Source organism: Occallatibacter sp. (assembly GCF_049802275.1).
Classification (GTDB): Bacteria; Acidobacteriota; Terriglobia; order Terriglobales; family Acidobacteriaceae; genus Telmatobacter.
The window spans coordinates 1-8,420 of sequence record NZ_JBARMD010000702.1 but is presented as its reverse complement, the minus strand read 5'-3'; the positions used below and the strand labels follow the sequence as shown (position 1 = coordinate 8,420).

Sequence of the window (8,420 nt, the reverse complement as noted above, 5' to 3'; positions counted from 1 at the left end):
CACGCCTGCAGCAGATCCAGCGGCTGCCGCAGCCGCCCCGACACCGCTTTCCACATTCGTTCTCACGGGTCCACTGACATGGCTGCCACCGGCCACCTTCGACGCGGGACCACTGGGAAAGCTTTCCGTCAACGGCATTTTGACCGGCTTCTCGCAGTTCCAGAGCAATCACGTTGCGGGAGACGAGGGTGCGCAGGCCACGCTTAGCAATGGGCAGATTTTTATTCAAAAAGCGGATGGAAAGGTTCAGTTCTTCGTCCAGGCAGGTGTCTACACCATGCAGGCCCTGTCAGTGCCGTTTGCCAGCGCCCAAACTACCAATACCAATTTCTACGGGCCCGTTCCGGTCGCTTATTTGAAGTTGCCGGTAGGAAAGACGACCCAGTTCCTTATCGGTTCTCTTCCCACGCTGATGGGCGCCGAGTCCACCTTTACATATCAAAACTTTAACGTTGAACGAGGCATCATCTGGAACCAGGAAAACGCGATCAATCGTGGCATCCAGGTAAACCAAACGATCAATAAGTACCTCAGCGCCTCGTTCAGTTGGAACGACGGTTACTATTCCAACCGCTACTCATGGCTCTCGGGTTCAGTGACCTTTACGAAGGGACCTCATACCCTGGTATACGACGGGATGGGGAACCTTGGACAGACCGTCTTTGAAACGGCAGCGACGCCGATACAGAACAACGGCTACATGCACGCGGTGATCTATACGTACGCCAAGGGACCGTGGATTGTTTCGCCGTACTTCCAGTATGGCAACCTGCCGACCAACCCGACGGTGGGCGTCCTCAAGGGTACCTCCGCTACCGGCGGCGCGATCAATGTCAGCTACGCATTCAAGAGCGGATTCTCGCTTCCGGCGCGCGTGGAATACCTCACGAGCTCGGGAAATGCAATCGACGGATCGGTCAATATGCTGGGCTTTGGTGCGGGCAGCTCAGGCACCACTTTCACCGCAACGCCGACCTACCAAAAGGGAGGCATGTACGTTCGCGGCGATCTCGCGTGGGTGCATGCATCGAACTACACGCCGGGAAGTGTCTTTGGCACAACAGGAACTGCCGACAACCAATTCCGGGGCGTACTTGAATTCGGCTTCATCTTCGGCAAAAACTTTGTCGAAAAATAGCGAGATTGTTGCAGATCTTCCCGTCCTTGCGGTGACAACCAATGCTCCGCAAGGGCGGCCCTGCAACTAGCGAGTTCATGCACTCAAAAAGGCTCGCATTCTTCATTTCATCTTCATCAGTGCATCCTTAGCATTCACATAATCAAGAGAACTGATCGGCTCAGTTGGGAAGCTATCCGGCGAGCCTCACAAACATCCCGTAGCTCAGCAAGCGGGAGCTGACACTAAGAACCTCAATTTCCAGGAGAATCTAAATGGCAGATCAGAAAGCACCACAGATGCAGGCGACTCTGGGCCTTACCGGGTTGACCAGCAATGCAATGGCGCTGATTGCTCCCGGCGCCTTCCTATGGCTCACGTTCTTCATCCAGGCAACCACGGGTGTCGCAGGTCAGCCTTCCACTGCACCGGCAATGTGGGCCGGCATCTTTGCCGCGCTGCTGCTCTGCCTGGCTACCGCTGTGGCCTATGCCGAGATTTCCAAGCTCTATCCGGGAACGGGGTCGAGTTACTACTACGCGGAACAGGCGATGCTGTCGAAAGACAAGGCATTCAAGTATGCCCGCGTCTCAAAGTTCATCGTAGGCTGGGGCTCTCACCTTTATTACTGGGTCTATCCCGGCGTGATGGTAGGCGTCACCGGCGTGTTCGTGGGCTACGTGGTTGGGTTCTTTTATCCGAACTTCATCAGCGGCGCGAACCCCGGGCCGGTCTTCATGGGGCTCGTTGCGATCGTGTTCTCGTTCTTTGTGGCGTGGATTGCGGCAAAGGGCGCAGGCGCATCGACCGCCGTCAACCTGGCGATCAACGTCATCCAGATTTCCGCCCTCATCCTTTTCAGCGTGCTGGCTCTGGGATATCGCGTCAGCCACCCAGCGGGTGCAACCGGCCCCACGGCCTTCCAATACGACACGCAGACGCTGTCGACCTACACGTATCAGTTTGCCACCGACAAGACGGGCGCAACCATCCGCGATGCGAGCGGCACGCCACAGCCCCAGCTGGACTCGGCCGGCAAGCCGGTGCCTTATGTAATTACCTACCCCGACAAGGATGCGACCGGAAACTTGCTGACGCACACCTCGGCTGTCTCGGTGGTGGTGCCGCACAATCTGAATTGGATGTTCATTCAGGCTACGGTCGCGATTCTCATCCTTGTCGGATTTGAATCGGTGACTGCGATGGGAGGTGAGGCCAAAAACCCGACTAAGCATATACCGATCGCGGTCATCGCCTCGCTGCTGATTCAGGGTTTGGTCTGTTACCTGATTGAGTATTTCTGCGCCAATTATTTTCTCAACTCGGGTTACACGATGCAAAGCGCGGCGAGCTCCGCAGCGCCTATCGGCGACATGATGATCATTGTCGGGGATTGGCTGCTTGGCCAGGGTCACGGCAAGTACTTCATGTTCACCGAGGCGATCACGGTGTTCCTGGCGCTGATCGGCACGACGCTGAGCTGCATGAATACCGGCGCCCGCGTGACCTATGCCATGGGCAAGGATGACGAAGCGCCGGAGCACTTCGGCATTCTTCATGCCGGGTCGCTCTCGCCTCGCAAGGCCATCTGGACGTTGGCCGTGATCTCCGCAATCATTGGCGTTGTGGCCGTTTCGCTGGTCTTCGCCGATGCCAGCGCGCCCACCGACGCAACCATCGCAGCTCTACCACATGGAATCTTTTCAAGCTTCGGTTATTCGACGCATGACAAGATGGCGGCGCTGCCCAATTCCTTGCTTGCCATCACGCTGACTTCAAACTTCGGCACGTTTATCCTCTACGCGCTGAGCTGCTTCCTTTGCATCGTGGCGTACCACAAGCGGCCCGACCACAACTTCCTGCTTCATACACTGATTCCGGGCTTTGGACTGGTGGCAAATCTAGTCTGCATGGGCTTCTACGTGGCGGGCCCGTTCTTTAACCTCGGCACTAAGATGGAGCCGTTAACGGCGCTGGGCATCTCCGGCGTCTGGGGCTTGTATGGGGCGGTCTATTTTCTGCGATCATCGAAAGCGAAGGGGAAATCAGTACTCCTCGAAGCAAAGAAAGTTGCCGGTTAGGCCGGCAGTCCTATTCGTTAATCGAACGCAACCCCTGGGTGGCATTCCTTCCCGGCTCGATTCAGGATGCCGCGAAGGGAAACCACCCAGCGGTTTTTGCAAGACCTGAACCTTTGAAGTTCCAGAGCATCCCCATTACTCAGGATGCTTAAGACCACCCCACGAACAAGGACCCGTTCGGGGAAACCAATGAGGCGACCGGTCCATGTTGGATGTCGTGTTTGGTCAGTCAAGCGATCCCGGCAAAATTCGGACGAACAACGAAGACGCCATGGGATCGTTCATCCCCAATTCGCGCCACCAGGCCCGCTCCCACGGGTACCTCTTCGTAGTTGCCGATGGGGTGGGAGGCCTGGACCTGGGTGAGATCGCCTCTTCCACCGCAGTTTCCGTTCTGATTCAGGAGTTCGAAAAGGCGCAAGGCGGCGCCATGCTGATCAGCCTTCTTCCTCGGCTGGTGCAGCATGCCAACGCCGCTGTTCACGACCGCACGCTGGCGGCAGAGTTCCGTGGGAAGAAGATGGCGACTACGGCGGTTGCATGCGCACTTCGCCACGACCAGGCAATCATCTCTCATGTGGGAGACTCGCGCTGCTATCTCGTGCGCAAGGGCATCGCAAAGCAAATCACGCAAGATCACACCTGGGTCAATGAGCAAAGGAAAATGGGAGTGATCTCTGCGAGCGATATGGCGACTTCTGATTCGCGGCATGTCCTGATCCGCTCTCTTGGGCCCGAGATGTTTGTCTCGCCCGACACAACGGCGCTGACCATTCAGGCCGGTGATGTGCTGGTGCTTTGCTCCGACGGGTTGCACGATGAAATGCCCGAATCGACCATTGCTTCGATCGTCTCCCAAAACAAGCCCATCGACGAGATTGCCGGGGAGCTTGTTTCTCGCGCCATCGAGATTGACGGCAACGACAATACCACAGCACAGGTCATTCGCATTCGCTCGGTCGAACAGGTGGGCATGTACCGCGGCCGTCCCTACCGCCTTCCCTCCTGAATGGCCTACCAAGCCTTACGAATTCCTTAGAGACACGCCGCTAAACCTCGATAGAGTAGAAGAAGCACAAGCACTGGAGAACGCCGCCCAATGGGCATCCTCGACACCATTGAACCCGGTTCGCAAATCGATTCCTACCGCATTGAGTCCCCAGTAGCACGCAGCGGCATGGCGTCGATCTTTCGAGCTGTGGACGTGCGCGACAACCGTGTCGTCGCGTTGAAGATTCCGCACCCCGACATGGAAGCCGATCCCATCCTCTTCGATCGGTTCAAGCGTGAAGCCGACATCGGTGAGAAGCTCGATCACCCCATGGTGATGCGGGTCTACGGCGGCGAGAAACGCTCGCGTATCTACATGGTGATGGAGTGGTGCGAAGGCAGGCTTTTGCGCGACATCCTTGCCGAGGGGCGGATGCCGCAAGATCGTGCCATCCGCATTGCCGTCGAGGTGCTGGACGCTTTGGAATACATCCACGATCAAGGCATCGTCCACCGCGACCTGAAGCCGGAAAACATCATGGTCGACGGCAACGACAATATCAAGCTTATCGACTTCGGAATCGCCGGAGATTCCGCGGCGCGCCGGCTTACCTATGCCAACTTCACCGCCACGCTGGGCACTGCAGATTACATCTCTCCGGAGCAGGTGAAAGGCAAGCGCGGAGACGGACGCACAGACGTCTACTCCATGGGCATCATCCTTTACGAGATGCTCACGGGGCGGCTGCCTTTTTCGGGTTCCTCACCCATGGAGATCATGAACGACAGGCTGTTAAACCACCCAATGCCTCCGACGATCGCTGAGCCCTCGATTTCGCCGCGGTTGCAGGAAGTGCTTTACCGCGCGCTCGAACGCGATCCGCAGAATCGCTATGCCAAGGCTCGCGAATTTGCACATGATTTGCAGCATTTGGACGATGTCGGAGTGGAAGATCGGATCGAAATGCGCGATTGGAACAAGCGAAAATCGCACACCAGGCGGCAGGTGCTTTACTACGGCGCACTCGCCCTGATTCCTGTTGTTATTCTGTTGTTGATGGTGCTCGTAGCGCGGCACCGATAGCTAGCGCAGAACCACGGTTACCGTGTCCTGAGTGAAATGCAAGAGGGTCGCCGCTCCCTGTTGGTCGCGTCGACTTGAGTGCAACGGCTTCGGGATGCATCTACCGTGGTTCTGCTGTAATCCACGGGCGGCAATCTTCACGGGTTCTTTATACGAGAAACCCTAGAATATCCCTTGAATGTCCAACGACTTTTTTCCCAGCTGGAAGGAGAGCGATGTCATCTGATTACCGGAATTTTCTTGCCCTCACCTATGAGGAGCTTGAAGAACTGAACCTGAAAGCCAAGGCAGACCGCATGAGCCGGATGCCTATTGAAGAGGTTCGCGAAAAGCGAATCAAGTATCTGACGGATGAGAAGCACATCAAGGCAGTGACGGTGCTGTTCTCAGATCTTGAAGGCCGCCTGCATCTGTTGGACTACGACAAGAAATTCCTGCTGGGCTCGCACGAGAACCTGACCTTTGATGGCTCCTCGATCCGTGGCTTCACCGCGCAGAAGGAGAGCGACCTGCGCCTGGGTATTGACTGGAGTGCGTTCTACTGGGTGCCTGCTGATGTGTTCGGCAACGGCAAGGTGCTGGTCTTCGGCACGGTCATCGACAAGGACGGCACGCCTTATTCCGGCGATCTGCGCGGCGTTCTGAAGGCTTACTCCGACAAGCTCTACAAGGACAAGGGCTACACACTCAACGCAGCCAACGAAATCGAAGGTTTTCTCTTCGCCGGAAAAGACGCGGAGCGGCATTACCACGAGACGTTGAAATTCGACTTCATCAACACTGGCGGCTATTACCACGTGCTTCCGCTTGATCCGCTAAGACAGTTCATTGACACAGCCGCCGAAGTGCAGCGCGCGATGGGCTTCCAGAACGAGAAGGATCACCCTGAAGTTGCGCCCAGCCAGTTTGAAATCAACTACGGCTACGGCGAGGTGGTTGCAGCCGCAGACCAGATTCAGCTCTACAAGCTGCTCTGCCGCCAGATCGCCAATAACATGGGCTACACGGCATGCTTCCTTCCCAAGCCTGTGGTCGGAGTGAATGGCAGCGGCATGCACACCAACGTCTCCGTCTCCAAGGAGAAAGTCAACCTGATGTGGGACCCGAAGGGCCAGGAGATGCTCTCCGGTTTTGGCTGGGAATTCATTGACCGCATCCTGACACACGCGCTGGACATCTGCCTGATCCTGAACCCCAGCGTAAACGCGTACCGCCGCCTTGATCCGCACTTCGAGGCGCCGAATCAGATCAAAGCTTCGGCAACCGATCGTGGTTCGATGGTGCGTGTGCCGATCGGCAACTCCCGCTCCATGCGCGTGGAAGTTCGGTCAGTGGCGCCGGATGCGAACCCGTACCTTGCGCTCTACTCCATCTTCAAGACCGGCATCGACGGAAGCACCGCCAAGATTGATAACCTGCGCCAGGCCGAGCGGTACCTGCCCGATCACATCCAGGCTGCCATTGACGACTTCAAGGGTTCGAAGTGGATTGCGGATATTCTGGGTTCCGACGTGCAGGGACGTTTCGCCGATCTGAAACAGGCAGCTGCTAATCGCTGCGCTCGCGAACTGGGCACCTTCGTCAAGGCGCCCGAAGTGCAGTTCCATCACGAGGTTTACAACCAGTCACTCTGGAATCTGTTCTAGAACGAACTTTTCGTCATCCGCCGGGAATGGGCAACAAAAAGGCGCGGCCAGAAATGGTCGCGCCTTTCTGCATCTGGGAACTGCTGGTTTGGGTCTAGTGAGCCTCGGATTCAGAGCGGCCGGTGTGCCGCTGATTCTCAATCCGCAACACCGCTTCTGCTTCAGCATTCTTGCCCAATTGAGTAAGAACCTTGGCGAGTTGGGCGGCAAGGGGCTGGGCATCAGGATACGTGTTCAGAGCGTCACGGAGAATGCGTTCGGCATCCCGGGGCTTCCCTGCCAGCGCGTACGCCGTCCCCAGATTCATCGCCTGGTGCACAGTGCGTTGCGGAATGACCCGCGGCGTGTCAAGCAGTTCGATTACGGCCCGGTTGTTATTGTCCGCCAGCAGGTCGTCTGAAAGGTTGTCGAGCGCATAGGAATACTCGGGATCGATATCAAGTGCTGCACGCCACTCTGCTTCAGCGTCGGAGGTCGCGTGTGTATCGTCGAGCGCGCGTGCAAGTACCAGGTGAACCTTGATCTCGTTATAGCCATATTGTTCGGATGCCTGCAGGGCAGCAATCGCCTCCTTGATGTCGCCCGAATAATACAGGCTTGCACCGAACATGAAAGCGACGTGCGGCATGTCCTTTTGCTTTGGATCCATCTGCAGCGACGTGGCGAAGGCTTCGGCTGCGCAGGTGTAATTGTTATGCTCGCCAAACCAGGCGCCGAGATCGTTCAGCGCGGCCGGATCGGGCTTGCCCGAGAAGCGTGCCTTCATGGATTCAGGTGGCGAACAGGGCGATTGAGATGTTTGGGCCGAGGCGGCGCCAGACAGCAGAACCAAAAGCACGAGCAGGCAACTCAATCTGAATTGAAGTGAAATATGCATCTCGGCGAGCGGCGTTTTTATCCTCACTATGAATTCTACTTGCCGCCGCTCGCAGTATCGCTTCCATCGGCTACGTGCACTTCGATCTGGTCGATACCATCGGGACTTATGTTGACGAACTCCGGAATGTTGACTGCCCGATTCGAGGCTGTTGTGTTGTCGATCAGAATCGGCGGACTTGAATTGCCCTGCTCATCGATGTGCGTGAGGTACATCTGCGTGTACGGGGAGCGGGCCTTCGATGAGAACACCAGCCATCGCCCGTTGGGCGACCAGCTATGCCACGAATTCATCAGTCGCGTGTTGGCTCGCAGCCGGCGCGCGGCGCCACCTGCCGCGGGAATAATGTAGAGCTGGCTGTCGGGCCGCATCAGCTGGCCGTTCTTGCACTGCACAAAAACAATCCATTTGCCGTCCGGCGAGACCTTGGGAAAATTGTTGCTCATTCCGTTTTGCGAAGCGCCCTTGATCGCTTCCGGCGTTCCGCCTTTTCCACCGTTAAATGGAATGCGGTAGAGGTCGTACTTGATCTGCGCTTCGTGGGCGTCGTTGGCATGGGTGGCGCGCCCCTGGCCCGGCGGACGCGGATCGCGCGCCTCGGCTCGGGCGAAGACAATGTACTTTC

The 8,420-nt window shown here is 57.0% G+C and carries 7 protein-coding genes; 5 read left to right on the top strand and 2 right to left on the bottom strand.

The genetic code is table 11. From position 1 onward, the window contains the following. From WA354_RS23650 to WA354_RS23630, 5 genes are all read left to right on the top strand, one after another. Positions 1-1,138 (top strand): outer membrane beta-barrel protein (locus tag WA354_RS23650; protein WP_472815486.1); only part of this gene is annotated, 1,138 nt, incomplete at its 5' end. Positions 1,139-1,392: 254 nt separating this feature from the next. Next, entirely contained in the window at positions 1,393-3,198 is a 1,806-nt protein-coding gene (locus WA354_RS23645; protein WP_472815485.1) for an APC family permease, read from the top strand. Between the two features lie 205 nt (positions 3,199-3,403). Continuing rightward, positions 3,404-4,207 (top strand): PP2C family protein-serine/threonine phosphatase, encoded by an 804-nt coding sequence (locus WA354_RS23640; RefSeq protein ID WP_472815484.1) that lies wholly within the window; start codon positions 3,404-3,406, stop codon positions 4,205-4,207. 90 nt (positions 4,208-4,297) lie between these two features. Continuing rightward, a complete protein-coding gene (locus tag WA354_RS23635; protein WP_472815483.1) occupies positions 4,298-5,272 on the top strand; it encodes a serine/threonine-protein kinase in 975 nt (324 codons plus the stop codon). A gap of 215 nt (positions 5,273-5,487) precedes the next feature. Beyond that, positions 5,488-6,918, top strand: coding sequence for a glutamine synthetase family protein (locus WA354_RS23630; protein WP_472815482.1), 1,431 nt, complete (start codon positions 5,488-5,490; stop codon positions 6,916-6,918). A 94-nt stretch (positions 6,919-7,012) separates the two neighbouring features. Here WA354_RS23630 and WA354_RS23625 read toward each other — a convergent pair whose 3' ends face one another. Together WA354_RS23625 and WA354_RS23620 are read right to left on the bottom strand one after the other, a co-directional pair. Further along, positions 7,013-7,684, bottom strand: a complete 672-nt coding sequence (locus WA354_RS23625) for a tetratricopeptide repeat protein (protein WP_472815481.1) — start codon at positions 7,682-7,684, stop codon at positions 7,013-7,015. 146 nt (positions 7,685-7,830) lie between these two features. Continuing rightward, the coding region (locus WA354_RS23620; RefSeq protein ID WP_472815480.1) for a TolB family protein at positions 7,831-8,420 on the bottom strand (590 nt) is incomplete at its 5' end.

What these genes read in the sequence shown, in the direction of transcription:
- WA354_RS23645 (WP_472815485.1), top strand. Translation starts at nt 1,393, where the DNA reads ATGGCAGATCAGAAAGCACCACAGATGCAGGCGACTCTGGGCCTTACC.
- WA354_RS23640 (WP_472815484.1), top strand. Translation starts at nt 3,404, where the DNA reads ATGTTGGATGTCGTGTTTGGTCAGTCAAGCGATCCCGGCAAAATTCGG.
- WA354_RS23630 (WP_472815482.1), top strand. Translation starts at nt 5,488, where the DNA reads ATGTCATCTGATTACCGGAATTTTCTTGCCCTCACCTATGAGGAGCTT.
- WA354_RS23625 (WP_472815481.1), bottom strand. Translation starts at nt 7,684, where the DNA reads ATGAAGGCACGCTTCTCGGGCAAGCCCGATCCGGCCGCGCTGAACGAT.
- WA354_RS23635 (WP_472815483.1), top strand. Translation starts at nt 4,298, where the DNA reads ATGGGCATCCTCGACACCATTGAACCCGGTTCGCAAATCGATTCCTAC.